20 protein-coding genes are annotated in these 24,117 nt (G+C 63.2%); 9 read left to right on the top strand and 11 right to left on the bottom strand.

The window, feature by feature from the left end; genetic code table 11:
• A complete protein-coding gene (gene mtrB, locus BLQ01_RS03295) occupies window positions 1–2,007 on the bottom strand; it encodes an MtrAB system histidine kinase MtrB (RefSeq protein ID WP_254779191.1) in 2,007 nt (668 codons plus the stop codon).
• Window positions 1,979–2,653, bottom strand: a complete 675-nt coding sequence (gene mtrA / locus BLQ01_RS03290; RefSeq protein WP_035760565.1) for an MtrAB system response regulator MtrA — start codon at window positions 2,651–2,653, stop codon at window positions 1,979–1,981. The genes mtrB and mtrA overlap by 29 nt, the downstream gene beginning before the upstream one ends.
• Window positions 2,654–3,151: 498 nt before the next feature.
• Between mtrA and BLQ01_RS03285 the strand changes: the two genes are divergently transcribed.
• From BLQ01_RS03285 to BLQ01_RS03260, 6 genes are all read left to right on the top strand, one after another.
• Window positions 3,152–4,273, top strand: coding sequence for a DUF7847 domain-containing protein (locus BLQ01_RS03285; protein ID WP_254779189.1), 1,122 nt, complete (start codon window positions 3,152–3,154; stop codon window positions 4,271–4,273).
• Window positions 4,270–4,959, top strand: a complete 690-nt coding sequence (locus tag BLQ01_RS03280) for a DUF4129 domain-containing protein (protein WP_091550362.1) — start codon at window positions 4,270–4,272, stop codon at window positions 4,957–4,959. Before BLQ01_RS03285 ends, BLQ01_RS03280 begins: the two co-directional genes overlap by 4 nt.
• Window positions 4,956–6,170: a DUF4350 domain-containing protein gene (locus BLQ01_RS03275; protein WP_091550113.1), complete on the top strand. Its 1,215-nt coding sequence runs from the start codon at window positions 4,956–4,958 to the stop codon at window positions 6,168–6,170. Before BLQ01_RS03280 ends, BLQ01_RS03275 begins: the two co-directional genes overlap by 4 nt.
• A complete protein-coding gene (locus BLQ01_RS03270; RefSeq protein ID WP_091550112.1) occupies window positions 6,167–7,285 on the top strand; it encodes an AAA family ATPase in 1,119 nt (372 codons plus the stop codon). The genes BLQ01_RS03275 and BLQ01_RS03270 overlap by 4 nt, the downstream gene beginning before the upstream one ends.
• A 176-nt stretch (window positions 7,286–7,461) precedes the next feature.
• Entirely contained in the window at window positions 7,462–8,754 is a 1,293-nt protein-coding gene (locus tag BLQ01_RS03265) for a DUF58 domain-containing protein (protein WP_026546160.1), read from the top strand.
• 24 nt (window positions 8,755–8,778) lie between these two features.
• A complete protein-coding gene (locus BLQ01_RS03260; protein WP_091550110.1) occupies window positions 8,779–9,501 on the top strand; it encodes a DUF4166 domain-containing protein in 723 nt (240 codons plus the stop codon).
• A gap of 51 nt (window positions 9,502–9,552) precedes the next feature.
• On the opposite strand, the gene BLQ01_RS03255 is transcribed toward BLQ01_RS03260, so the two are convergent.
• Window positions 9,553–10,587 (bottom strand): uroporphyrinogen decarboxylase/cobalamine-independent methonine synthase family protein, encoded by a 1,035-nt coding sequence (locus tag BLQ01_RS03255; protein WP_091550108.1) that lies wholly within the window; start codon window positions 10,585–10,587, stop codon window positions 9,553–9,555.
• Window positions 10,588–10,589: 2 nt separating this feature from the next.
• Window positions 10,590–10,979 (bottom strand): chorismate mutase, encoded by a 390-nt coding sequence (locus BLQ01_RS03250; protein ID WP_026540041.1) that lies wholly within the window; start codon window positions 10,977–10,979, stop codon window positions 10,590–10,592.
• Between the two features lie 181 nt (window positions 10,980–11,160).
• On the opposite strand from BLQ01_RS03250, the gene BLQ01_RS03245 reads away from it, so the two are divergent.
• Window positions 11,161–11,817: an NADPH-dependent F420 reductase gene (locus BLQ01_RS03245; protein WP_091550107.1), complete on the top strand. Its 657-nt coding sequence runs from the start codon at window positions 11,161–11,163 to the stop codon at window positions 11,815–11,817.
• A gap of 82 nt (window positions 11,818–11,899) precedes the next feature.
• Here the strand turns inward: BLQ01_RS03245 and BLQ01_RS03240 are convergent, their stop codons facing one another.
• From BLQ01_RS03240 to BLQ01_RS03225, 4 genes are all read right to left on the bottom strand, one after another.
• Window positions 11,900–13,606 carry an ABC transporter ATP-binding protein gene (locus tag BLQ01_RS03240; RefSeq protein WP_091550105.1) on the bottom strand — a complete coding sequence of 569 codons (1,707 nt, stop codon included), beginning with the start codon at window positions 13,604–13,606 and terminating at the stop codon, window positions 11,900–11,902.
• A complete protein-coding gene (locus BLQ01_RS03235) occupies window positions 13,603–14,625 on the bottom strand; it encodes an ABC transporter permease (protein WP_051420661.1) in 1,023 nt (340 codons plus the stop codon). Before BLQ01_RS03235 ends, BLQ01_RS03240 begins: the two co-directional genes overlap by 4 nt.
• Before the next feature lie 2 nt (window positions 14,626–14,627).
• Complete coding sequence (locus BLQ01_RS03230) at window positions 14,628–15,719, bottom strand: ABC transporter permease (RefSeq protein ID WP_026540038.1); 1,092 nt, start codon at window positions 15,717–15,719, stop codon at window positions 14,628–14,630.
• Window positions 15,720–15,846: 127 nt separating this feature from the next.
• A complete protein-coding gene (locus BLQ01_RS03225) occupies window positions 15,847–17,475 on the bottom strand; it encodes an ABC transporter substrate-binding protein (protein ID WP_091550104.1) in 1,629 nt (542 codons plus the stop codon).
• A gap of 246 nt (window positions 17,476–17,721) precedes the next feature.
• Between BLQ01_RS03225 and BLQ01_RS03220 the strand changes: the two genes are divergently transcribed.
• The gene (locus tag BLQ01_RS03220; protein ID WP_026546166.1) at window positions 17,722–18,549 is read left to right on the top strand and encodes a caspase family protein; all 828 of its coding nucleotides are present in this window, start codon (window positions 17,722–17,724) and stop codon (window positions 18,547–18,549) included.
• 39 nt (window positions 18,550–18,588) lie between these two features.
• Here the strand turns inward: BLQ01_RS03220 and BLQ01_RS03215 are convergent, their stop codons facing one another.
• Window positions 18,589–20,214, bottom strand: coding sequence for a gluzincin family metallopeptidase (locus tag BLQ01_RS03215; protein ID WP_139183432.1), 1,626 nt, complete (start codon window positions 20,212–20,214; stop codon window positions 18,589–18,591).
• A gap of 124 nt (window positions 20,215–20,338) precedes the next feature.
• Window positions 20,339–21,478, bottom strand: coding sequence for a tRNA 2-thiouridine(34) synthase MnmA (gene mnmA, locus BLQ01_RS03210; RefSeq protein WP_026540034.1), 1,140 nt, complete (start codon window positions 21,476–21,478; stop codon window positions 20,339–20,341).
• 156 nt (window positions 21,479–21,634) lie between these two features.
• Between mnmA and BLQ01_RS03205 the strand changes: the two genes are divergently transcribed.
• A complete protein-coding gene (locus BLQ01_RS03205; protein ID WP_091550360.1) occupies window positions 21,635–22,870 on the top strand; it encodes an NAD(P)/FAD-dependent oxidoreductase in 1,236 nt (411 codons plus the stop codon).
• An 11-nt stretch (window positions 22,871–22,881) separates the two neighbouring features.
• Here BLQ01_RS03205 and BLQ01_RS03200 read toward each other — a convergent pair whose 3' ends face one another.
• Complete coding sequence (locus tag BLQ01_RS03200) at window positions 22,882–24,111, bottom strand: cysteine desulfurase family protein (protein WP_026546169.1); 1,230 nt, start codon at window positions 24,109–24,111, stop codon at window positions 22,882–22,884.
• Window positions 24,112–24,117 lie beyond the last annotated feature (6 nt).

Raw genomic sequence — 24,117 nt, 5'->3', positions numbered from 1 at the left:
TCACGCCTCCCTCCCCGCTTGATCGTCAGGAGCAGACTTCGCGGCGTCCGGGCGCTGGCGCTGCAGGCCGGCTCCGGAGTCCGCGCCCAGGATGAGCATGTGCCGCTCGTTCGCGCTCCCGGTCCCGGGGAATTCAATATCGGCCGGTTCAAGCTGAAGCGGAGACTTCACAATGGTGCCTCCCTGCCGGAGGGGAAGTGTCAGCCGGAAGTTCGAACCCGATCCCTTGCGGCCCCACGCCTGAAGCCAACCATTGTGCAGTTTGGTGTCCTCTGCGGCAATGGACAGGCCCAGGCCACTGCCTCCGGTGGTACGGGCACGGGCGGGGTCGGCCCGCCAGAAACGATCGAACACCCTGGCTGCTTCTGCCTGGGTCATCCCGATGCCGTGGTCCCGGACCGACACTGCAACGGCCTCATGGTTGGCTGCAACTGAGATGTGGATCGGTTTCCCTTCCCCATGTTCCAGGGCGTTCAGCAACAAATTGCGAAGGATCCGGTCGATCCGCCGGGAGTCCATCTCCACCACGATGCTCTTTTGCCGGGCATTCAGCCGGACCTCGGAGCCGTATTCTGCTGCAACAGGTGCCGCACCTTCCATGACATGGGAGATCACCTGGAAGATGTCCTGGGGTTCTGCATCCAGGACTGCTGCCCCGGCGTCGAAGCGGGAGATTTCCAACAAATCCGAGAGCAGGGACTGGAACCGCTCAACCTGGTGGTAGAGCAGTTCGGCTGACCTCTTGTTCATGGGATCAAAGTCATTACGGGCGTCAAAGAGCACTTCGGCAGCCATCCGGACAGTGGTCAGCGGGGTACGAAGCTCATGCGAGACGTCGGAAACGAATCTCTGCTGCATTTGCGACAAAGTGGCCAGCTGGGTGATTTGCTCCTGGAGGCTGGCAGCCATGTGGTTGAAGGAAGCGCCCAACCTGGCTACCTCGTCCTCGCCCTTGACCACCATGCGCTCCTGGAGCTGGCCGGCCGCGAGCTTTTCGGAGACCACCGCAGCGTGGCTCACAGGACTGACCACGTTGCGCGTCACGTACCAGGCGATCGCCCCGATCATCAGGACCAGTGCAGCTCCACCGGCCCAGAGCACGTTCTGGATTTCGTCCAACGTTTGCTGGGCAGTGTTGAGGTCGTAAATCAGGTAGAGCTCATAGGAGGTGCCGTTGAACGTCACCAGGTTTCCGACGGCGATGCCCGGGCGGTCCTCATTGCCTACAGGGAACTGCGTGGAGGCCCAAAACTGCTGCTTGCCACCCTCCTGCACGGCTTTCCGGAGCTCGGGAGGTATGACCCGGACCGTCAACTGGTCCGAAGCGCGCGACTCGACCCAGCGGTTACGGGGTTTTGTCTGCTCTGGCTTTGCTTCGAACACGTAGCGCCGTTGGATGACCGAACCCCGGCCCTCCACGGCCGTCAGGGTGTCATAGACCAAGGTAATGACGCTGGACTGATCGGTGACCTGCGCGCCGTCGAACGTGTCCTGGACCTGTTTGACGTTGTATCGGGTCTCCGACTCTGCCTGGGCGAGCCGCTCCTGGAAAAGGTTGTTGGCAATTTGGTTGGACAGGTAGGCGCCCACTATCGCAAAGGATGTCACGGCCAGTAGAAGGGTGGTCAGGACGGTACGGAACTCAAGGGACCGCCGCCACCGGCGCAGCACCGAGCGCCAAAGGTAGCGAAGCCCAGGTTTGATCTGCCGGACTCCAATGGACACAAGGCGTGAGACCCGCAAAACAAGGATCAGTCCGCGCCGTGTCCAGATCCGTGCGCGGGAAAGGAGCCATGGCAAGGTGCGGGTATTCCGGCCGGGCTGCTTCGGGTCCGGTTGACCGGGGCCCCCGGCGGACGATTCGCCAGTCGCTTCGGGGGTCGGTGGCAAGGCCGGGGTCGAATGGTCGACTCCGGCCGCCTCTGGACCCTTGGTCCCGAGGTCTCCTTCTGCCATGCCGGCTTTGCCGGCCGGGGACTCAGGAACCTGCTTTATATCCGACACCACGCACCGTCAAAACGACCTCGGGCGCCTCCGGGTCGCGTTCGATCTTGGACCTCAGGCGCTGGACGTGGACGTTGACCAGGCGCGTGTCCGCGGCGTGCCGGTAGCCCCAAACTTGTTCGAGGAGCAACTCCCGGGTGAAAACCTGCCAGGGTTTGCGCGCCAATGCCACCAGGAGGTCGAACTCCAGGGGGGTGAGCGAAATCCGGTCGCCGCCGCGGGTGACCAGGTGGCCTGCGACGTCGATGGTGACGTCGGCGATGCGCAGCGTTTCGGGGGCCTTCTGGTCGCCGGGACGGAGTCGCGCACGGACCCGCGCCACCAGTTCAGCCGGCTTGAAGGGCTTGGGCACGTAATCGTCGGCTCCGGACTCCAGTCCCCGGACCACATCGGAAGTATCGGACTTTGCCGTCAGCATAACGATGGGCACATCGGATTCACCGCGGATCTGGCGACAGACTTCGATGCCATCGGATCCGGGCAGCATCAGGTCCAGCAGCACAAGGTCCGGCTTGGAAGAGCGGAAGATCTCCAACGCCTGGCCACCGTCTGCGCAGAACACCGGCTCGAAACCATCATTGCGCAGGACGATGCCAATCATCTCTGCGAGTGCTTCGTCGTCGTCAACTACCAGAATGCGTGCCTTCATAGTTATATATTCCCTTATCACCAAGTCTTTGTCCCGTTGGGCACAGCGCACGGCATGGCGCTCCAAGGGCAGTTCCACCGTACTGCACATGCGTGGTGGCCTGCCTGCCGTGGCTGCCCGGGCGTCAGGCTATGAGGGACGACGGCGGGCCTATAGGCTGGGGGCCAAGGCGCGTTTGGGGACGTCGGACGTCGGCGGGCAGGGTCTTATGGGGAGGATATTTTGTCACAACCAGAGCACGGCCGGGGTGCTTCACCAGGCAACCAGCCAGCGTGGGGAAACCAACCCCAATGGGGTGGTCCCCCGGCATGGGCAGCCCCCCAAGGCGGCGGCCAGTATGGCCAAGGACAACCGGCGCCGGGATGGCCACCGGGTCCACCGTATGGACAACCCCTCTATGTCGCTCCGCCCAAGCCGGGCGTTATCCCGCTGCGGCCGTTGCAATTCGGCGAAATCCTTGACGGCTCTTTCCAGACAATCCGCCGCAATGCGGCTTCCATGTTCGGTTCTGCGCTTATTGTGCAGGCCATCGGTGCCGTGCTCATTGGTATTGTCACGCTGGGAATGTTCCAGCTGACCATGTCCTTTGAATCAGTCAACTCAGAGGCTGACTTCAACGAGGCCATGGGCCCCTTCCTCGCCATCATGGCGAGCACGTTGGGTGTCTCGGTCCTGATCGGTTTTCTTGGTTCGGTACTCCAAGGCGTCCTGGTGGTGCCCGTGGCGCGCTCGGTCCTGAACCGGCGGACGGGTTTCAAGCAGATGTGGAAGTTGGCCGGCAGGAGAATCCTGCCGCTGTTGGGTGTCGCAGTCCTCCTGACCCTCGGCGGGCTGCTCGCCGCCGCCGCAGTGGTGGGTATTGCCGTTCTGCTCTTCACTGCCATGGGGCCCGGGGCTTTGCTGGTTGTCCTGCCTCTTGGGCTTGGGTCGGTGGTCTTGTTCGTCTGGATCGGGCTGAAGTTGATGCTGGCGCCCGCCGCGATCGTCGTTGAGCGGACAGGTGTCTACGACGGACTCCTGAGGTCCTGGCAGCTGACCAAAAACAACTGGTGGCGGATCTTCGGCATCACCTTGGTGGTGGCGATCATGGTGGGCATCATTGCCCAGATCGTCCAGATCCCCGCGTCCTTGGCAGCTACGGCTGTTGGCGGGGTAGTCAATCCCCACCCCGACGCCGAGGCAATAGCCTCCAGCCTGGTGGTCACCACTGTGATTTCCTCAGCCATCGGTGCGCTTGTGGGGTCTGTGACGTTTGCTTTCCAGGCCTCCGTGTTCGGCTTGATCTACATGGATCTGCGCATGCGCCGTGATGGTTTGGATGTTGAGCTTATGAGGCTGATGGAAACCGGAGACGATCCCGAGGGAATCCCTGGCAGTCCGTCGGTCCTGGGTCCTCACTCCGGCGCTTCGACCCGGAATCAAGGCTGGCCGCCGCAGGGCACACAGCCCCCTGCCGCGCCTCCCGGGCCCTGGCCGCCGCAGGGCACACAGACCCCTGCCGCGCCTCCCGGGCCCTGGCCGTCGCAGGGCGGACAGCCCCCTGCCGCGCCTCCCGGGCCCTGGCCGTCGCAGGGCGGACAGCCCCCTGCCGCGCCTCCCGGGCCGTGGCCGCCGGCATGAGGACTATTCCACTGGAACCCACCATGTGGGCGGCCCAGGAGCCGCCCGTGACACCGGACCGTGAAGAGGCGCGGCGATGGGCGGCCGAGGAACTCTCGAAACCCCAATACCCGGACGCGCAACCCGGTTGGCTGGACCAATGGTGGCGCGACTTCCTCGACTGGTTGTCGTCCCTGGAAGGCGACGCATCGGGTCAAGGACCGGATCTTGCAGTTCCGCTCATGATCGCGTTGGCCCTTGCACTCATCATTGCTGCGGTCATCGTGGTCCGGCCCCGACTGAACGCCCGCCGAAAAGCCGCTGGAACGGACATCTACGGCGATGACAGCAGCCTGGACTCGGAGGGCTACAGGAAGCGCGCGGCAACCGCAGCCGACGACGGCGACTGGCCGTCCGCCGTCGTCGACCAGTTCAGGGCGATTGTCCGCTCCGCCGAAGAGCGGGAGATCGTTGATGCCCGTCCCGGGCGGACCGCTGACGAAGCGGCAACCCAGCTGGGGCAGGTGTTTGGCACCGCGCAGTCCCGGCTGGACGCAGCCGCGCTCCTTTTCGATGCCGTGCGTTACGGCGAGCAGGGGGCAACGGCTCCGGACTATGAGTCCGTCCGCAGGCTCGATGCAGACCTCCTTGACATGAAGCCTGACTTCGCCGGACAGGCCCACGCAGGTTTCGCGGTGCCGCGATGACTACTTCCACGGTGGCAGACACCACGACCCACGGTGAAGCTCCCGCTCCCCAGCAGTCGGCTGGGAAGACGGCAGGGAAAAGCCTCCGTACCTGGTTCCGGAAACACCTGGTCTGGATCCTGATCGGAGTCGTCCTGGCTGGGCTGGTAACCTACCTGGCAATCTCCAGTGTGTCGGGCGCAAAAGATCCCCGTCCTTTGTCCGCCCGGAACCCAGCGCCAAATGGTGCAATGGCGGTGGCTGAAATCCTGGCGGATCACGGTGTATCGGTCGCATCGACCGATACCTTCGCGAAGACCATGGACGAGGTGGCCGAAAAGGACGACGCTACCGTCCTCATCTACGATCCCCGCGGTTTTTTGGACCGAACACAGCTTGAAGACATTACGGACGCCGTGGAGCACGTGGTACTGGTCAACCCGCGGCTGAGGACATTGAATGCGCTGGAGCAGGGTTTCCGCCCGGGCGGGGTGGTTCCTGAAGCGACAACGGTTCTTGAACCCCGCTGCGACCTGGACGATGCCGTCGTGGCCGGCAAAGTCTCCGCCCAAGGCGCCATCTATTCCGGACCTGTGGTGTGCTACCCGGCCGCGGCCAAGGGATCCGGCATCTATGCTGCATCCCAGGACGGCAGGGTGGTGGTGCTGGGCAGTACCGACTTGCTCGACAACCAGCATCTGGCCTCTGAAGGCAATGCAGCACTCGCGCTGCGGACTTTGGGGAAGGACCAGAACCTGGTGTGGTACCTGCCCGGCGTGGGAGACGTTTCCGCGACTGACTCAACCCCTACCCTCAACGAGTTGGCTCCCCGCTGGCTTGCGTTCGCTGGACCGTGGATGGGAATCGTGGTGCTCCTGGCCATAGCGTGGCGGGGCCGGCGCATGGGCCCGCTGGTCTTCGAGCCACTTCCCGTGGTGGTGAAGGCTGCCGAGACGGCGGAAGGCAGGGCGCGTCTTTATCAGGACTCGCGGGCAGTGGAGCGCGCAGCCGACAACCTGCGGGCAGGCACACTGGTCCGCCTGGCCAGGCATTTCAACCTGGGAACAGAGGCCACCCCGGAAGCAATTGTGGACGCCTCGGCCGGACACATGGGGCAGCCGGCCCCGGAAGTCAGGTTCGTGCTCCTCGACTTCAGGCCGGAGAACGAAGGACAACTGGTGCAATGGGCACAACAGATCGAACGAATCGAACAGGAGGCGACCACCCGATGAGCAGCCAGCCGAACAGCTACACGGACAGCAACAGCCAACAGGGTGGTGGCGGCGCGCCCCTCCAGGGTGCCGCACCGGACCAAGTCGCGCCGCCCCACCACTCCGCGCCGCAAAATGTGCGGCAAGAAGGGGATCCCTCAGGAAACGGGCACCGCAGCACACAGGAAGACCCGGCCCGGCAGTCCCTGCTGAATGTGCGCAACGAAGTGGGCAAAGCCGTGGTGGGGCAGGATCCCACCGTGACGGGCATGCTCATTGCCCTGCTATGCGGCGGCCACGTCTTGTTGGAAGGAGTCCCCGGCGTGGCCAAGACCCTGCTTGTGAGGGCGTTGTCCACCGCACTGAGTTTGGACACCAAACGGGTCCAGTTCACCCCCGACCTCATGCCGGGTGATGTCACAGGCTCGTTGGTCTATGACTCCCACTCCTCGGAGTTCACCTTCCGTGAAGGCCCCGTTTTCACCAACATCATGCTTGCGGACGAAATCAACCGGACACCACCGAAGACCCAGGCGTCGCTCCTTGAAGCCATGGAGGAACGCCAGGTTTCCGTTGATGGAGTCTCGCGTCCGCTGCCGAGCCCGTTTATCGTAGCTGCGACGCAGAACCCCGTGGAGTATGAAGGCACCTATCCCCTGCCCGAGGCGCAGCTTGATCGGTTCCTGCTGAAACTGACAATGCCGTTGCCAGGAAGGGCCGAGGAGATCGAGGTCATTCGACGCCATTCCACCGGCTTCGATCCGAGGAACCTCGCAGCTGCCGGTGTCCGTCCGGTGGCGGGCGCGGCAGAGCTTTCCGCCGCGCAGGCCGCCGTTGCCCACGTAGCGGTGGCCCCGGAAATCCTCGCGTACATTGTTGACGTTGTCCGTGCCACCAGGTCCGCACCGTCCTTCCAACTCGGGGTTTCCCCCCGCGGTGCCACGGCGCTGCTCAATACGTCCAAGGCGTGGGCATGGTTGTCCGGGCGGGCCTTCGTCACCCCTGACGACGTCAAGGCTTTGTCTTTGCCCTGCCTGCGGCACCGTGTGGGCCTCCGTCCCGAAGCACAGATGGACGGCATCCAGGTCGACGACGTCCTGGGCAGCATCCTTGCATCGGTTCCGGTGCCTCGGTGACTCCGGATGCCCGCATGAATGGCGGCGCCCAAGGCAGCCCTGATACCCAAGTGCGCCCCGGCATGCGACGGACCCAAGGCACACCAGGGAGCCCTGGCAAACCACGGTGCCCCGGATCGAAGGGGGCCACCGGCTGCCGCATGGGTTCCGGCGCGGCCCAGAGTGAGGCGGACTGAGTGGCGGTTTCCGGCCGATTCGTCCTGCTGGCCCTCGCCGGGCTGCTTCCCCTCGTGGTGTTTCCGGGTTGGAACACTGTCTTGTTCGTTGCCATGGGACTGCTGCTGTTGCTGATCCTCGACCTGCTCCTGGCTGCTTCTCCTGCAGGCCTGGCCCTGGACCGGGGGCACCCGGGAAATGTGACGCTGGAGGGCCGGGCAGAGACTGTTGTAACGGTTGCCAACCCCACGCGCAGGAAGTTGCGGGCCAACATCAGGGATGCCTGGCAGCCTTCTGCCGGAGCCACCAATAACATCCAGTCGCTGGTGGTTCCTCCGGGCGAGCGGCGGCGCATGCGGGTGGCCTTGGTTCCCCGCCGCCGCGGTGACCTGGAAAGCCCCCACATCACCATCCGGTCCTGGGGACCGTTGGGTCTGGCCGCCAGGCAGCGCACCCGTGGGTTGCCCGGACATCTGCGGGTCCTGCCTCCCTTTCACTCGAAACGCCACTTGCCCTCCAAGCTCCGCAAGCTCCGGGAACTGGACGGCAAGGCTGCCGTGCAGATCCGGGGAGCAGGAACGGAATTTGATTCCCTGCGCGATTACGTCCGCGGTGACGACGTCCGCTCCATCGACTGGCGGGCTACGGCCCGGCGCACCTCGGTGGTAGTCAGGACCTGGCGTCCGGAACGTGACAGGCGCGTGGTCATCGTCCTGGATACCTCACGCACTGCGGCGGCCAGGATCCAGGACGAGCCCCGTCTTGATACCGGAATCGAAGCGGCATTGCTGCTCTCGGTGCTGGCCGAACGCGGCGGGGACCGGGTTGACTTCCTCGCCTATGACCGCAGGTTGCGTGCAAGGGTGGAGTCGGCATCCAAAGGAAACATGCTCGGCCAATTGGTCCAGGCCATGGCCCCTTTGGAGGCTGAACTGATTGAACTGGACTGGCAGCAGGTCCCGGGACAGGTAAGGGCGGTCTCGGCCCACCGGTCCCTGGTGGTGCTGTTGACAGCGCTCGACGGCGGTGCCCCCGAGGAGGGCCTGTTGCCTACGGTGGCACAGTTGTCGCGACAGCACGTTGTGGTGGTTGCGTCCGTCAGGGATCCACTGCTGGCAGCAATGAAAGAGGAGAGAACCACGGCCAGCCAGGTGTTCCGGGCCGCGGCGGCCGAACGTGCCCTGTTGGAACGGGCTGCGGTCACAGCCCAGCTACGGCAGTTGGGCGCCGAAGTGGTGGACGCCGAGCCCCTTGAGGTCCCACCACTGCTCGCGGATACCTACATCCGGCTAAAAGCTGCCGGAAGGCTCTAGTTCCCGTTTCCGGAAAGGACGGCCATGAACACCCCTATCTACAAGCTGGCACTCGGCGATGACTTCACCAAGCTCGCACCCGAGCTTCAGGAGTACTTTTCACTGGCGGCAGGTTCCGGCTACTACGGCATAGGCGAAGGCGTCTTTGATGTGGTGGGTTGCAAGCAGAAGTGGCTGCGTCCCCTGCTAGCCCTGACGGGACGCGAAGAAGCATTTTTTCCCGAGTTCGGTGAGGGCATCCGCTTCAGGATCGAGAACCATGCGCACGTGGATCCATTTGGACGACCTGCGCTGACCGCCCGCCGGGAAATCTACTTTCCAACGCGGACCAGGCTCTTCCATGACACGACAAGTGCCGTGCTGCCCGAGCCTGGGCAGGAAGGAAACACCCAGGCACGCCTGGTGGACTATGTAGGGCGGTACAGGCGGCTTGTGACCGACTTGGATGTCAGTGTCACTGCCGAGGGCCGGCTTCGTGGTGTCTCCCGATCCAGCCGGCTGCTCCTCGGGCCGCTGCGCATACCGTTACCGGCCGCCCTGGACGCGCGCGCCTACGCGGAGCAATGGTGGGACAGTGCCGAGGGCAAACACCGGATCCAGGTCAAAGTCATCCAGCCGCAAGTCGGTTTGGTCCTGGTCTATGCGGGCCGCTTCGATTACCGGCTTGCGCCCTATCTGCCGGGAACAGCTCCTGGCACTACACTGCCTCGATACGCAGAACCGGACCGTTGGGAACGACGCATTTGACCGCCGGGCACGGCATCAGCATCTGCTAAGAGGTCTTCCCGGACGCTCACGTCAGCCTTGGGCCAGTTGATCAAGTCCGTCAGCAACCTGGGTGAGTCTGGCCAGCACTTCCATTGCCGCTGACGGCTTGTAGCCTGCCAGTCCTGTGGAGGGTGTGACGCGGAGCCCTGTCAGAGCCGATGCCGGCAGTCCGAGCTGGCGCCAGGGCTTCCAAATACTCTCCACGATCTCCGAGGTACGCGGCAGTTGAGCGTCTGGATTATGGGTAGGCAGGGCACCGGCCCAGATGCGTTTGCCGCTTTCCACTGCACCGGCCAGCTGTTCCCATTGACGGGTGGTCAGCGCCCGCAGGGGCAGTGCAACACCGTCGGCTCCAGCTGCCAGGACCCGCTCGATCGGTGCTTCTATTTCCGGCAAGGACACCACAGCCTCGACGACGCCGGCGGACTTCAGTGCCTCGATCACCAACCGCCAGGCCCCGGTGACTTCTTCGCCCGGGACCGATCGCAGTGTCCTGTACCCGCTCGCCGTCGGAATGGTTCCGGCCATGACGGATGCAATGTCAGGTTCGTCCAGTTGGACCACAATGCCTGCACCCGGTACTGCTGCGCCGACGCGGCGCACATGTTCTGCGACCCCGGCAGCCAGGGACTCTGCAATATCGCGCCTGGCGCCATAGTCCAGGAGCGCCCGTTCGCCATTGTGGAGATACAAATTGGCTGCCAGGCTCAGGGGGCCAAGCAATTGGATTTTGAGTTCCGTTGCGGAAACATCCTCGGTGCCGGCGATATCGGCCAGGACGTTGATATCAGTGGAGAGGGCGGAGCGGGCGCGCTGGGCATCCTTCCCGGGTCGGTCCACGAGTCGCCAGCCGTGTGGCTGGACATCGAGTGCAAGGTCCACCAGCAAAGTCCCGGTCCGGCCCACGGCATCCGAGCCAACGCCACGGTCCGGAAGTTCGGGAAGGAAGGGCAGGTGTGGATCTCCCAGCTCGCCCCGGATGATCCGGTTTGCCTCCGCAGGGTCGTTGCCAGGCCATGGCCCCAGGGCGGTTGCGCTGGCGCGCGGGTCATTCACTGCTGCCATGGTCAAACCTGCTGGCTTGAAATCTGGTGGTCCTCGGCGATTGCCTCGTGGTGGCGGATCACTTCGCTGATGATGAAGTTCAGGAACTTCTCGGCGAACGCCGGGTCCAGGTGCGCATCTTCGGCGAGCCGGCGGAGGCGGGCAATCTGGGCTGATTCCCTGCCCGGATCTCCGGCGGGAAGCTTGTGGGTGGCCTTGAGGACTCCTACCTTCTGCGTGGCTTTGAAGCGCTCGGCGAGCAGGAAGACCAGGGTTGCGTCGATGTTGTCGATACTGGACCGGATGGACAGCAACTCATCCATGACGGCGCTGTCCACTTGGCCGGCCAGTGAACTCGCAGCCGGGTTGAAGGAATCGGCGGCATCGGGAAGGGCGTTGTTCTGCTCGGTCATGCGTCCCAGTCTATGGTGCCGGACGGTGCGCACGTGGGTGTTACTTTTGTGCCTCGGACCGCCGCAGGGCGGCGCAGACCGGGGCAAACCGAACGCACGCCCCTGCAATGATGGCAGTATCCCCGAGGCCGGTTTCGGAGCACAATGACAGCATCACTGCAGGTTCGGCAAAGGAGACACCATGAAAATCGCTGTTCTGGGCACAGGCATGGTGGGGCACGCCCTCGCGGGCAAGCTGGTGTCGTTGGGCCATGAAGTCACCATGGGCTCCCGCGAATCCGGCAATCCAAAGGGGCAGGAATGGGCCGCCCAGGCAGGGCCACGAGCCCATGCCGGCTCTTTTGCCGAGGCGGCTGGGCAAGCAGAATTGGTGGTCAATGCCACCCCGGGCACAGTCAGCCTCGCTGTCCTGGCTGAGGCCGGCGAAGCAAACCTCAACGGCAAAATCCTGTTGGACGTCTCCAATGCCCTGGATTCTTCGAGTGGGTTCCCTCCGTCATTGACCGTGTGCAATACCGACAGCATCGCCGAAACAATTCAGCGGACGTACCCGGATGTCCTGGTAGTCAAGTCGCTCAACACGGTAAGCGCACCGGTCATGGTGGAGCCCTCGAGGCTGCCCGGATCCCACGATATTTTCATGGCAGGCAACGATCCCGCCGCAAAGTCCCGTGTTTCGGATCTCCTCCAGGAATTCGGCTGGGCGCACGGGCACATCAGGGATCTGGGCGGCCTCGACGCCGCCCGCGGAATGGAGATGTGGTTGCCGCTGTGGCTGCGGATTTTTATGCAGCAGCCCCAGGGAAAAATGTTCAACATCGGCATCGTCTCTGAATAGCGCCGGCTCCTCCCGCACAGGAAAGGCACGCCCCACCAGGGGCGTGCCTTTCACGGGCTTTGCGGGTCCGCCGGCAGTGCAGCTAGCCGCCCAGCAGCGCCCGGTGGGCTTCCCGCCGTCGTGCTTGTTCGTCAGGGTCGGGTACAGGCAGCGAGGCGATGAGCCGCTTGGTGTAGTCGTGCTGCGGTGAGCCCATCACGTGGTTGCCAATCCCCTGCTCCACAAGTTGGCCCTTGTACAGCACGCCCACCCAATGGGACAACATGTCCACCACTGCGAGGTCGTGGCTGATGAACAGGGCAGCAAAGCCGAACTGCTCCTGGATGTCCTTGAACAGGTCCAGGACTTTCGCCTGCACCGAAACGTCCAGGGCAGAGGTTGGTTCGTCGGCAATGAGGAGGCGGGGGTTCAATGCCAGCGATCTCGCCAGGGAGGCACGCTGCCGCTGTCCGCCGGACAGCTCGTGCGGATACCGTTGAGCGTACGACGCCGGCAACTGGACTGATTCGAGCAGCTCACCGACTTTTTTCCTCGCCTCGGCCGCGCTTGGTTTGGTATGGATCATCAACGGCTCCGCGACGCACTCACCGATGGTCAGGTGCGGGTTGAACGAGGCCGCCGGATCCTGGAAAACGAAGCCGATCTCCTTGCGAAGCGGCCGGAAGGAACGCTCCTTAAAGTCCAGCATCTCGTAGCCGAGAACCTTCAAACTGCCGCCCGTAGCCCGGTTCAGGCCCGCGATGGCCCGGCCAATGGTGGATTTGCCCGAGCCGGACTCCCCTACCAGGCCAAAGACCTCATTTTCCGAGACAGTAAAGCTGACGTTGTCTACGGCCTTGAATCCGTTGCGCCCGAACCTGCCCGGATACTCAATGGTGAGGTTCTTGGCTTCCACCAGGATCTTGCCGTCTTGGTGGAGCCGGCCACGGGCACCTTCGGAGGCCGAATGACGGCCCAGGTGCGGGACGGCGGCAAGCAGCTTCTTGGTGTAGTCCACCTTTGGTTCGGCAAAGAGGACACGGGAAGGTGCTTCCTCCACGACGTCCCCTTGGTACATGACCACTACCCGATCCGCGAGATCGGCTACCACGCCCATGTTGTGGGTAATGAGCACAATGGAGGTGCCGTAGTTGTCCCGCAGGTCCCGGAGCAGCTGCAGGATCTCGGCTTGGACCGTGACATCCAGGGCGGTCGTCGGCTCGTCGGCGACGATGAGGCCGGGGTTCAGGGCCAGCGCTGCCGCGATGACTACACGCTGTTTCTGGCCGCCGGAGAATTGGTGCGGATAGTAGTTGACGCGGGTTTCGGGATCCGGGATTCCTACTTTGCGCAGGGCCTCAACAGCGCGTTGCCTGGCCTCTTTGGCGGAGACCCGTTTTCCGTCCGTGGCGTGGGCCCGGATTCCTTCAGCAATCTGCCAACCAACGGTAAACACCGGGTTCAAGGCTGTGGAAGGCTCCTGGAACACCATGGCAACATCGCGTCCGCGGATTTTACGCAAGGCGGCTTTACTGACACTGATCACGTTGTTGCCGTTGATCACCACGGCGCCGGAGCTTATGGCAGTTTCCGGCAGCAGGCCCAGGATGGTCTTGGCGGTGACCGTCTTGCCTGATCCGGACTCCCCGACGATCGCAACAACCTCGCCGGAGTTCACGGTGAGGCTCACGTCCTTGACGGCGTGGACATCCCCGCCGTCCGTGGCGAACGTTACCTGGAGCCGGTCAATGCTGAGAACGGGTTCAGCGTTGACGGACTTCCCTGACATTTGTCCAAGGTTGGTGGTCATGGCTTACCTGCCTCTTCGGGCTCTGAGGCCGCCGTTGTTGGTGCTGCCGGGGCTGCAGATGGCGCAGCCGGCGTTCCGCCTGCCCGTTTGCGTCCGCGGATCCGGGGATCGTTGAGGTCGTTGATGCTTTCGCCCACCAGGGTCAGGCCCAGGACGGTGAGCACAATGGCGATGCCCGGGAAGACGCCGGTCCACCAAATGCCGGAGGATGTATCAGCCAGCGCCTTGTTCAGGTCAAAGCCCCATTCGGCAGCAGAGGTAGGTTCGATGCCGAACCCCAGGAAGCCGAGCCCCGCGAGGGTGAGGATCGCTTCGGAGGCGTTGAGGGTGAACATGAGCGGCAGTGTCCGCGTGGCGTTCTTGAAGATGTGGCGCCCGATGATGCGCATGCTGGACGCGCCCAGCACCTTCGCCGACTCGACGAATGGTTCAGCCTTGAGCCGGATGGTCTCGGCGCGGATCACCCTGAAGTACTGCGGCACGAAAACCACGGTGATGGAGAAAGCACAGGAGAAGATACCGCCCCAGAAACTGGATTGGCCCTTGCTGATGACGATCGAGATGACGATGGCCAGGAGCAACGTGGGGAAGGCATAGATGGCATCTGCCACCACTACCAGGATGCGGTCCAGCCAGCCGCCGAAGTAGCCGCTGAGCAAACCCAGTGCGACACCCAGGAAAAGGGACATGGCAACGGAGACGACAATGACCGTAACGGCCGTCTGGGATCCCCAGATCACCCGCGACAGTACGTCATAGCCGCTGACTGTGGTTCCCAGCAGGTGCTTGCCGCCCGGTGCCTCCTGCGTGGGAAAGGAACCGGAAGCGTCGCTGAGTTGGGAGTAGCCGTAGGGTGCCAGCAATGGCGCGAAGATGCTGGTGAGGATCAACAGTCCTGTGAGAACGAGGCCTACGATCAGCATGCCGCGTTGGAGGCCGACGCTTTTCTTGAAGTGCGAGACCACAGGCAGCCGGTGGAGCAGGGGCTGCTTGGGTGCTGTCAGGGAAGGAGTGCTCATGGTCAGTACCTCACTCGGGGATCGATGAGCGCGGCAATGATGTCCACGATGAAGTTGGTTACGGCCACAATGATGGCCAGCAGGACCACGATTCCCTGGACGGCCACAAAATCGCGGGCGTTCAGATACTGCACCAATTGATACCCCAGGCCCTTCCATTCGAAGGTGGTTTCCGTCAGGATGGCCCCGCCCAGCATCAACGCGATCTGCAGCCCCATGACAGTGATGATGGGGATCAGTGCAGGCTTGTAGGCGTGCTTGGTCACGAGCCGGAACTCACTGACTCCCCTGGAGCGCCCTGCCTCGACGTAGTCCTTTCCCAAGGTACCGATCACATTGGTACGCACCAGGCGCAGGAAGACCCCGGCCGTCAGGAGGCCGAGGGCAAGGGCCGGAAGGACGGCGTGGGAAGCGATGTCACCCAACGCGGTCAAGTTGCCGCTGCGGAGGGCATCCAGCCAATAAATTCCTGAAGGCGCTGCCAGGCCGCTCATGGTCAGTTCTGTCCGGGTGGACGCCCGCCCGGCCACCGGGAACCAGCCCAGCCACACAGAAAATGTCAGTTTGAGGAGCAGGCCGGCAAAAAAGACGGGGGTTGCGTAGCAAAGGATCGCAAAGAACCGCAGCACGGCGTCGGGAGTCTTATCCCGGTGTTGGGCCGCAATGAGGCCGAAGGGAATACCTACCAGCAGGGCGACGATCAGTGCGTTGATGGAGAGTTCAAGGGTGGCTGCTCCGAAAGTGGTCAGTACTTCCACCACTGGACGCCGGTCAGTGATGGTGGTGCCGAAGTTGCCCGTCAGGAGTTGGCCAATGTATTCGAAGTACTGGACCAGGATGGGGCGGTCGTAGCCGGCGTCGTGGATGCGCTGGGCCAGGACGTCCGGAGGAAGCCGGCCACCCTGGGATGCCGTGATGGGATCTCCAATGACCCTCATCAGGAAGAACACCAGCGTCACAAGGATGAAGACGGTGGGAATGATCAGGAAGAACCGGATCACGATGTATCTGCCAAGCCCTCCCCCGGCTTTGGACTTGCTCTTGGGAGCAACGATCCCGGGCTCGGCCTCGGGTACCTCTATAAGTGTTGTCATTATTACCTGTATTCCTGCCCGTGGATTGCGCGGGGTTGGCTCATGCGTGCCGGCCAAGATGGTGGTCAGCAAAGGAGGCGGGACACCGGGTCAGTGTCCCGCCTGCCTTCTGGTCACGTTGGTGCGGTTACTTGGAAATGACGCCCAGGCGGAACTTGAAGGACGGGTCCAGTGTCTTGTCGACACCATTCACGCCGCTTCCGACTACCGCCACCTGTGCACCCTGGAGCAGGGGCAGCGTGGAAATGTCCTTGGCGAGGGCGTTCTGGACATCCTTGATGTCTGATTCCCGCTTGGTCTTGTCAGCCTCCGTCAACTGCTTGCCGATAAGGTCGTTCACCGTGGCGTTGTTGTAGTGGTTCTTCAGGAAGCCGCCCTCCGGGAAGAAGGGAGTGAGGTAGTTATCGGCATCGCTGAAGTCCGGGAACCAGCCAAACTGGAACAACGGGTATTCATCGGCGCGGCTGGCCTTGCTGTAGGTGACCCATTCCGTGGACTGCAGGTTCACGGTGAAGAGGCCCGACTTCTCCAGCTGTTCCTTGACCATTGCGTATTCATCTCCGGATGATCCGCCGTAGTGGTCCGGGTTGTACTGCAGGTTCAGTGCCACAGGCTCGGTAATTCCTGCGTCGGTCAAAACCTTCTTGGCCTTGTCCAGGCTTGGCTTTCCGCCATCACCGTAGGCATCCTTGAACGACTCGTTCGCACCAAGGAATCCGCTCGGAACGTTGGAGTACAGCGGCAGGTACGTGCCCTTGTAGACCTGGTCTGCAATGGCCTGGCGGTCAACGAGGTTGGCCACGGCCTGGCGGACGGCCAATGCCTTGGCCGGATCTGCGCCGGCTGCCTTGGTTCCATAAGGCATGGTGTCGAAGTTGAAGGTGATGTAGCGGATCTCGCCGCCAGGACCGGTGAGGACCTTGACTTTGGAGTCCTTCCGGAGGTCATCGATGTCCGTGGCACTGAGGCTGCGGAAGGCGACGTCGATGGCTCCCTGCTGGATTTCCAGCTTCAGGTTGGTGGGGCTGGCGTAGTACTTGATGGTGGCAGCATCGTTGGCCGGCTTGCCCAGGACGCCCTGGTAGTCCGGGAACGCCTTGAAGCTGACAAGCTCGTTCTTCTTGTAGCTGTCGATGGTGTACTGGCCGTAGAAAGCATTGGCCTTGATGATCTCGTCGTCGGACAGGACTTTGTCGGCCGGGAAGACTTCGTCGTCCACGATCGGCGCGGCAGGGCTGCTAAGGATCTGGCTGAAAGTCTGGTCGTTGGCGTTCTTCAACTTGAACACCACTGTGGTGGCGTCCGGTGCGCTCACGCTCTCGATGTTCGTCAGCAACGATGCCGGGCCGGCGGGGTCGTTGATGGCCACCTGCCGGTCAAAGGAGAACTTGACGTCCTTGGAATCCAAGGTGTGGCCGTTGGCCCACTTCAGGCCGGATTTGAGCTTGACGGTGTACTCGGACGGAGCCGTGAACGACGACGATTCCGCCAGGTCCGGGACCGGCTCGGCTCCACCGGGCTTGGAGTTCAATAGGAAGGAGTAGATCTGGTTCATCACCATGAACGAACCGTTGTCATAAGACCCTGCCGGGTCAAGCGACGTGACCTTGTCTGTGGTGCCGTAGGCGATGGGGCCCGCGGCTGCCGGGGCGGACAAGGAGCCGCCGCCCGAGGGACCCGTGCATGCCGTCAAGGCGAGCGCGGAGATGCCCGCCAGCGCGATAACGCCGTGCAGGGCCTTCTTGTTCATTGCCATCTGGTGAACCTTCTGTTCGATGGATTCGGCGCGCCGCCGTGGGATATTTGTGACGGCGCACACTCTTAGTGCCTCGATTCAACCAGACTTCGAACGGGGCGAACCCTCAAAACAGTGATTTGAGACACAAAATTTACTTTCCAGTAGCTTCGGTCCGCTTCGGCAAACCATTGCCCGGGGTGGAGCTCAGGAATATGGTTTATTCCGAGTCTCCACTCACTGAAAGTCGGCACAAAGGACAGCCACATGAGCAAGGCAGCATTGTGCGTAGGGATCAACGAGTTCAAGTTCCTGCCCCAAGCCAGTTGGCTCAACGGCTGTGTGAACGACGCCGAGGATCTGGCGGGGATGTTGGAGAAGGACTATGGCTTCGACCGGTCCTCGATCACGGTCCTTCGCGACGCCGGCGCTGCGAAGAAAAACGTCATGGCCGAACTCAATAAATTGGTTGACGCTGCGGTCTCGGGCGCTGCCAACCACATCGTCTTCACCTTCTCCAGCCACGGGACCCAGATCCCGGACAACAGCGGAGACGAAGACGACAGCCTTGATGAGGCATTCGCGTGCTACGACATCAATGACGCCGGTGACTCCTGGGATCCCGACACCGTCATTTCGGACGACGAACTGGCAGCAGCGTTTTCGCGCCTTCCGGAAGGCGTTTTGATGGACGTGGTCCTCGATACCTGCCACAGCGGCACCGGGTTGAAGTCCTTGGACTTGATCCCTGGTCGTCGTCCGCGTTTCCTGCCGGCACCCACGCCACGCGCTGTTGTGGCCAACGAGGATCTGGAAACGCGGACCCTGCGGGACTTGGTCAAAGCGGCCAAGCTCTCTACCCCGGTACTCATGGCAGCTTGCCGGTCTGATCAAACCGCCGCCGATGCCTTGATGGATGGCCGCTACAACGGCGCATTCACCTACAACTTGGTCAAGTCTCTGCAGGGTGACCGGACCTTGGGGCGTGCGGCCCTGCTCAAAGAGGTCAGCAAGGGGCTCAAGTCCGGCGGCTTCGACCAGGTGGCACAGCTGGAAGCTTCCAAGCACGCACGAAACGCCGCCTGGGGTGCCTGACCGCCGCTCTTACTCCGCCCGGACGTAAATTTTCGGCTATCAGTTGCCGGTGCCGTGGAACTTGTCCCGGACTCCCGAGGAGGCGGCCTCTTCGGCATCGTGGTGCTGGTCCGAACCAAACAGTTGTCCTTGCCGTTCCCTGTCCATTACCGGTTTGAGCGCTGCGTATACCAATCTGCCGCCGGCATCGAATCGCAACAGGCCTCCCCCACGGATGTCAACGAATTCCCTCCGGGTTTTCAGGCCGAGGCGCACATAAGCTTCCCTGCGGCTCATCCGGACGGTCTGGATGAAAGATGCGCCGATCTCGGAGATGATGAAACCGTCCGGGGACACACGCTCCGAGGTCCTTACCCGCGTGGAGCTCAAGGGCGTGCGGCGCTCCAGCCGCGCCGCCTCCAGAAGCCGCGGATTCTCCCAGACGAATCGCTGCACCTCCTGGGGATCGGAGCCGAGGGCCGACAACCTGATGGGGTAACGGAGTCCTTGGTAGCTGTCCACGCCGCTGATGTTGTTAATGGACACCCTGCGTATGCCGATTCCGGAGAACTCGGCCTGGAGCGCCTCACGGTATCCATGGTTGTCTTCGGGAACCATGTCCAGATCGGCCGCGATGATGCCACGAAGGAGGTCCCGCCACGAAACGTCGACCGGTGGCATGTAGGAGAGGCCACGGATCACCATGCGCAGGACACGCGTAGCCACTATCGAGCCTGATTCGGCCTTCTGTTGCAGGCTTTGGTTGTCTCCGAACCGCGCGTTCCGCTCGGACCACAGCCGCTTGACCGCCCGGAGCACCGCCCCCACCACCACGGCCCCCCTCGCATGCGGTTCCGGAAGGGACTGCCAGTCTTCGGGCACGGCGCCTATGAACGGTTCCCGCAATGGTCCACGGGCGAAGAGATCGCGGGCAAAATCGAAAAGGGACCGCATCAGGACCACATCGTCCACTACTTGCCCGGCCTCAAAGCCGCCACCGGCCGCTTCAAGTTGCCGCGACACGATGTCCCGGGAAGAAAAGACCGAAAGGATGGCTACGATGTCGGCCAACGCCTCGTGCATGGCCAACTGCTCCATGGTGGCCATCTGGTCCGCCCACGCGGGACGGAATCCGTCCAGGATGGCATGGGTCACCTCGTGGGCAACAATGTCACGGTAGAGGGCTGTGGGTACTTTATAACCCATCCGGTCTACCGAACCGAAGCGGATGATGTTGGTGCCCCGCTCGTAGCCGGTGTCGGTGGCGGTGATGAGGTCCCTGGCTTTGAGGACCACCCGCCCTTCCGGATTCCACGGCATCCGCCTGCCGAGGGTTGATTCGAAGATGTCCAGGGTGCTCATGGCCACGCCATAGACGTGCTGGGCCAGGAAGCGGGTGTCATCAAGGAGCTCACGCAAACCGGCCGGTGGGGGTTCGGAAACCAGCTTCCAGGGATCACCTTGCTGCGTCAGGGTCACCGGGGACACAGAGGTTCCTCGCCACTTCCTGATGTGGATTGCATAGCGATGACCCGTGGGACCACGCCTCAGGCGTTCTACCGGGATCCGGACCTGTGCAGTCAGCGGCGCCATTCCCGGGGCGCCAATCGGCCCCTCGGCAAGAACGGTCACTGAGACCATCTGCCCGGCTTTGATGTCTCCCGGGCTCTTTTTTGGAAATGCCACAGTCATCGCCGTCCCGAATGCGGACCCCAGATACCGCAGCGGAAGCGCTGCTTAGGCCAGTATGGAGGCGCCCCATTCCGGTGGCAATGGCTGTGGCCGGAATGGGCTCTGGACCGGATTGCTCCTAGAGAGCCACGCGCTGAAGGGAACGGGCGGCGTCGATGGTCGCCTGCCCCAAAACCCTGCTGCCCTGGTACAGGACTACGGTCTGCCCCGGAGCCACGCCGCGGAGCGGCTCGGTCAGGGTGACAACCAGCTCTGCACGCTGCACTCCGGAGTCGTCATCGACGGTCTCCACGTGGGCTCGCGCCGGAACGGGATCCCCATGCGCCCTTACCTGGGCATGGCAGTCAAACTCTGCGCCCGTCTCGACTTCTGCGATGGGCAGGCCTGCCCAGGAAACCTTGATGCCGCGGATCTCGTCGATGGCCAGCAGTGCCTCCGGCCCCACCACCACTTTGTTTTCCTTGGGACGGATTTCCAGGACAAAGCGGGGCTTGCCATCAGCGGCCGGGGTTCCCAGCTTCAAACCGCGCCGCTGTCCCACTGTGAACGCGTTGGCACCGGGGTGCTCGCCGACCTTGGCGCCGGTCTCGTCCACGATGTCACCGGTAGTCATGTCGATCTTCTCGGCCAGCCAGCCACGGGTGTCGCCGTCGGAAATGAAGCAGATGTCGTGGCTGTCCGGCTTGTTGGCCACGGACAGGCCCCGCCGCTCGGCTTCAGCACGTACTTCTGCCTTGGAGGGGGTCTCTGCCAGCGGGAACATGGAGTGCTTGAGCTGCTCATGGGTCAGGACGCCCAGGACGTAGCTCTGGTCCTTGGCCCAATCGGCTGCGCGGTGGAGTTCACGGTTGCCGTCGGCGTCCTCGATCACCTTGGCATAGTGCCCGGTGCAAACTGCGTCGAAGCCCAGTGCGATGGCCTTTTCCAGCAGGGCCGCGAACTTGATGCGTTCATTGCATCGCATGCAGGGGTTCGGTGTCCGGCCGGCCGCGTATTCATCAATGAAGTCCTGGACAACGTCTTCCTTGAAGCGCTCCGAGAAATCCCATACGTAGTACGGGATTCCCAGGACGTCGCAGGCCCGCCAGGCGTCACGGGAGTCTTCGATGGTGCAGCAGCCCCGGCTTCCGGTACGCAGGGTGCCGGGCATGCGCGACAACGCGAGGTGGACTCCGACGACGTCGTGTCCGGCCTCTACGGCGCGGGCGGCGGCTACGGCGGAGTCCACTCCGCCGCTCATTGCTGCAAGTACTCGCATGCTGGCTTTCTGTTGGGGCTGTGGCTACTGGTCCGGATCAGACCAGCCGACGTGCCCGTCTATTCTAGCGTGCTTTACCACGGCTGCACTAAATCCCTTGACCGGCCCCGCCAAGGATTCTAAAGTCAAGACAACTGGTTTTAGAAACGAGTGGACATGGCACAGGAACGAATGGTTATTGCCGGCGCGGGACTGGCCGGTGCCACCGCAGCCAAGACACTGCGCGCAGAGGGCTACGAGGGACCCATCACGCTGCTGGGCGCCGAAAACCGGAATCCCTACATCCGTCCGCCCCTGTCCAAGGAATTCCTCCTTGGCAAGGCCGACGCGGACACCGCAGAAGTGGTTCCGGCGGACTGGTACGCCCGGAACGACGTCGAACTCCTCCTCGCCAGTCCTGCCCACGGAGTCGACACCCGCAACCATGAGGTAGTGCTGGCAACGGGTCGAACTCTTGGCTACTCCAGACTGCTCCTGGCAACCGGGGCACTGCCGCGGACCATCCCGCTGCCGGGTTCTGAACTTCAGGGAGTGATGACGTTCAGGACTTTTGAGGACAGCTTGAAGCTGCGCGGCCTGCTGGCCGACGGCGGGCGCAACGTTGTGATGATCGGTTCAGGCTGGATCGGCATGGAACTGGCCGCAGCGGCGCGCACCTACGGGAACGACGTGACGCTCCTGGGCCTGGAAGATATTCCCCTCAGCGCAGCCATCGGGCCCGAGCTTGGTGCCTGCTTCCAGCGGGTCCACACTTCCCACGGCGTGCATTTCCGTCTTCCTGCGAGCGCCGCTGGTATCGAGGGGCGCGAGGGCAGGGCAACAGCGGTCCGTACGAGTACGGGCGAAACGATTCCGGCGGACGTCGTCATCATCGCAGTTGGGGTTGTCCCGGATACTTCCCTCGCCGGTTCAGCGGGCATTGCCCTCCGCAATGGGATCCTGGTTGACGCCGGGCTACGCAGCAGCGCCCAGGACGTCTTCGCCGCCGGTGACGCGGCGAACGCCCTGCATCCCTTCACGGGCGAACACCAGCGCAGCGAACACTGGGCAAATGCCCTCAACGGCGGCAAGGTTGCGGCGAAGTCCATGCTGGGCCAGGCTGCCGTGCTGGACGTCATCCCCTACTTCTACACAGACCAGTTCGAGCTCAGTATGGAGTACTGGGGATTCCCGACCCTGGCCACAGGCATTGAACCAGTAATCCGTGGCTCGATGGCCGATGCCGGCTTCATGGCTTTCTGGCTGAACGACGGCCTGGTGGTGGCGGGCATGAGCATCAACCAAACAAAGGTGCAGAAGCCGGTCAAAGCCCTGATTTCCGGGCGGGTCCGCGTTGACGTTGCAGGCCTCACGGATCCAGGAGTGCCCTTGGAAGAGCTGATTCCCGGCTAGGCGCATGGCCGTCAGGACGTGTGCGATCCCTGCCGCGCCACTGTTGCCGCAGTTTGGATGCTGGACTCGTGACCGGCCATGCCCGCTTGCCGGGCCCTTGAACAGGCCTCGGGAAGGGCTTTCAGGAGCGCTTCAACGTCCGTGCCCGTAGAGCTGTGGCCCAGGGTGAAGCGTTGTGCCCCGCGGGCCGTGTCCTCATCCAGGCCCATCGCCAACAGCACGTGGGATGGCCGCGGCACCCCTGCCGTGCAGGCAGAGCCGGTGGAAGATTCGACCCCTGCCAGGTCCAGGAGGAAAAGGAGCGAATCGCCCTCGCATCCCGGAAAGGTGAAGTGTGCATTTCCCGGCAGTCGCCCCTCGCCCGCAGCACCGCGCAGCACTGCCTCGGGTACGGCCGCCATGACGCCCTCGATCAGCTGATCGCGCAAGGCGCTGAGCCGCCTGCGCTCTTCGGACAGGCTCTGTGTCACGGACTGGGCCGCTGCGGCGAAAGCTGCAATGGCCGGCGTATCCAGCGTTCCGGAGCGAACATCCCGTTCCTGGCCACCACCGTGCTGGACCGGCGTCAGCTTCACTGACCTGCCAAGGAACAGGGCACCAACGCCCACGGGACCGCCAAGCTTGTGCCCTGAGACCGACATGGCCGCCAGCCCGCTCCCCCGGAAATCCACGGGGACGGACCCAAAAGCCTGGACGGCGTCAGAGTGGACCGGTATTCCGTGGGGCTCGGCGAGCTCAACGATCCCAGCGACCGGCTGGATGGTTCCGACCTCGTTGTTGGCCCACATCACGGTGATAAGCGCAATTGACTCCGGGTCCCTGGCGATCTCCCGCTCAAGGACCTCGAGCCGCACCGCGCCGGACCCATCGACCGGAAGCCACACGACGTCGGCGCCCTCGTGGCGCTCCAGCCACTCGACGGTGTCCAGAACGGCGTGATGTTCGACGGCGGAGCAAAGGATCCGCGTCCGGCGCGGGTCCTCGTCCCGGCGGGCCCAGAACAAGCCCTTGACAGCCAGGTTGTCCGCCTCGGTTCCGCCGGAGGTGAAAATGACCTCCGAGGGATGCGCTCCGGCTGCAGCGGCAAGCATTTCACGGGCGTCCTCTACGGCGCGGCGGGCACGACGACCCGCTCCGTGCAGTGAGGACGGATTTCCGGTTCGCGCAAGCTCCCGCGTCATGACGGCGAGCGCTTCGGCCGATAACGGCGTGGTGGCAGCGTGGTCGAGGTATACAGGCACCTTGCC

The sequence above is a fragment of the Arthrobacter sp. UNCCL28 genome (genome assembly GCF_900102805.1).
GTDB lineage: Bacteria > Actinomycetota > Actinomycetes > Actinomycetales > Micrococcaceae > Arthrobacter > Arthrobacter nicotinovorans_A.
This window is presented reverse-complemented; position numbering and strand designations above follow the sequence as displayed.

What these genes read in the sequence shown, in the direction of transcription:
- mtrA (WP_035760565.1), bottom strand. Translation starts at nt 2,653, where the DNA reads ATGAAGGCACGCATTCTGGTAGTTGACGACGACGAAGCACTCGCAGAG.
- BLQ01_RS03285 (WP_254779189.1), top strand. Translation starts at nt 3,152, where the DNA reads ATGTTCGGTTCTGCGCTTATTGTGCAGGCCATCGGTGCCGTGCTCATT.
- BLQ01_RS03280 (WP_091550362.1), top strand. Translation starts at nt 4,270, where the DNA reads ATGAGGACTATTCCACTGGAACCCACCATGTGGGCGGCCCAGGAGCCG.
- BLQ01_RS03275 (WP_091550113.1), top strand. Translation starts at nt 4,956, where the DNA reads ATGACTACTTCCACGGTGGCAGACACCACGACCCACGGTGAAGCTCCC.
- BLQ01_RS03270 (WP_091550112.1), top strand. Translation starts at nt 6,167, where the DNA reads ATGAGCAGCCAGCCGAACAGCTACACGGACAGCAACAGCCAACAGGGT.
- BLQ01_RS03260 (WP_091550110.1), top strand. Translation starts at nt 8,779, where the DNA reads ATGAACACCCCTATCTACAAGCTGGCACTCGGCGATGACTTCACCAAG.
- BLQ01_RS03255 (WP_091550108.1), bottom strand. Translation starts at nt 10,587, where the DNA reads ATGGCAGCAGTGAATGACCCGCGCGCCAGCGCAACCGCCCTGGGGCCA.
- BLQ01_RS03250 (WP_026540041.1), bottom strand. Translation starts at nt 10,979, where the DNA reads ATGACCGAGCAGAACAACGCCCTTCCCGATGCCGCCGATTCCTTCAAC.
- BLQ01_RS03245 (WP_091550107.1), top strand. Translation starts at nt 11,161, where the DNA reads ATGAAAATCGCTGTTCTGGGCACAGGCATGGTGGGGCACGCCCTCGCG.
- BLQ01_RS03240 (WP_091550105.1), bottom strand. Translation starts at nt 13,606, where the DNA reads ATGACCACCAACCTTGGACAAATGTCAGGGAAGTCCGTCAACGCTGAA.
- BLQ01_RS03235 (WP_051420661.1), bottom strand. Translation starts at nt 14,625, where the DNA reads ATGAGCACTCCTTCCCTGACAGCACCCAAGCAGCCCCTGCTCCACCGG.
- BLQ01_RS03230 (WP_026540038.1), bottom strand. Translation starts at nt 15,719, where the DNA reads ATGACAACACTTATAGAGGTACCCGAGGCCGAGCCCGGGATCGTTGCT.
- BLQ01_RS03225 (WP_091550104.1), bottom strand. Translation starts at nt 17,475, where the DNA reads ATGGCAATGAACAAGAAGGCCCTGCACGGCGTTATCGCGCTGGCGGGC.
- BLQ01_RS03220 (WP_026546166.1), top strand. Translation starts at nt 17,722, where the DNA reads ATGAGCAAGGCAGCATTGTGCGTAGGGATCAACGAGTTCAAGTTCCTG.
- mnmA (WP_026540034.1), bottom strand. Translation starts at nt 21,478, where the DNA reads ATGCGAGTACTTGCAGCAATGAGCGGCGGAGTGGACTCCGCCGTAGCC.
- BLQ01_RS03205 (WP_091550360.1), top strand. Translation starts at nt 21,635, where the DNA reads ATGGCACAGGAACGAATGGTTATTGCCGGCGCGGGACTGGCCGGTGCC.